The organism is Oleiphilus sp. HI0067 (genome assembly GCF_001635735.1).
In genome coordinates, this window is record NZ_LWFI01000399.1 from 1 (window position 1) to 711 (window position 711).

At 42.9% G+C, this 711-nt stretch carries 1 protein-coding gene; it reads right to left on the minus strand.

All coding sequences use genetic code 11. The features are described 5' to 3' along the window. Window positions 1–138 precede the first annotated feature (138 nt). A partial coding sequence (locus A3739_RS29350) for a hypothetical protein (protein WP_231877008.1) occupies window positions 139–711 on the minus strand: 573 nt, incomplete at its 5' end.

A 711-nucleotide genomic window follows, 5' to 3' on the forward strand; every position in this document is an offset into this window, starting at 1 on the left:
GGTTTAAAATTTCGTTCTGATACAACTTATCTTTGTCGATACTGATATCGAGAGTTGTCTCATCTGCAGCATGCACATTGGGCATCATTACTAATAAGTATAAGAACGAGATGTTCATAAATGAGTGAAAGAGCGCCTTTACCATAATGGCTCCTCAGGATTGTTTTGGTTATTTCTGTCGCGAGACTGTTGTTCAAATTTACGCCTTAACAAACCAGAAGGGTCGTCAGGTATTCTGCGCATCCATTGCTCATATGAGCGACGTTCTTCATCACTCAACTGATCACTGTAGGCAGCAAACTCACCACTATCATCACTGCCAGCTTGCTGTTGATCAAGCTCATCGAGCGCTTGTGATTGTTGTGCACTAAGTTTTTCGTTCGTCTCATCATTACTAGTCTGTTGCGAGGCGGCATTAGATTGTTCCTCGTTCTGATCTTTAATATCATCAGTGTTTTGAAGAGTTCCCGAATCATCGCCATTCTTCTCAGCGTTTTGTTGCCCGTCTTGATTTTGTTGACCGTCTTGATTCTGTTGCCCGTCTTGATTCTGTTGACCGTCTTGATTGTGTTGACCGTCTTGATTCTGTTGACCGTCTTGATTCTGTTGACCATCTTGATTCTGTTGACCGTCTTGATTCTGTTGACCGTCTTGGTTCTGCTGTTCATCTTGGTTCTGCTGTTCTTGCTGTTGCTTAATCTGCTCAGCGAT